Below are 564 nucleotides of genomic sequence, written 5' to 3'. Positions count from 1 at the left end.
CGCTGACCTGCGGCGATGGAGTCCCTTACATCATCCCAACCCCATAGGTAAAACCTATTTGACCAGGCCAGAGGCTAAATACGCAGCGCGGTGGGCCGCGGCTCGAACCCTGAACCCGCAGATTAAAAGAACCTTGGAATACCTGCCGAAACATACTGACCCGCACCCGAGAATACCCGAACGTGCAGGTGAGGATAATTTCAGTTGTTCGGGGGTGCCGGGCGCTGCCGGTCAGGTTCGCAACGCCTGCACCCGCAATGAGCCCACCGCACCAATCGGTTTCTCGGCTGACAGGAAATCGCGCGCGTCACCCGCAGTATTCGACGAATCTCTCCGACCTCGATCATCATCCACACCGGAACACCGCTCGACCACCCACATCGGTTGTGACGTCACCGCCCACCCTGCCGCGACACGTTCATGCTCATGCCGACTCACGGAAGATACGTCGGGCGGCCTCCTCGACCTGATCGACGGTCAGCACCGGCAATTCAGGATCGTGTACGGCTCGGGTGAGGATGCGCCGGATCAGTGCCGAGGTGGGTATGTGCTCGACAGCGGCTC

This window comes from Protofrankia sp. CiP1_Cm_nod3, from assembly GCF_982290655.1.
The sequence above is the reverse complement of the archived record's forward strand: the minus strand, read 5'-3'. Positions refer to the sequence as shown.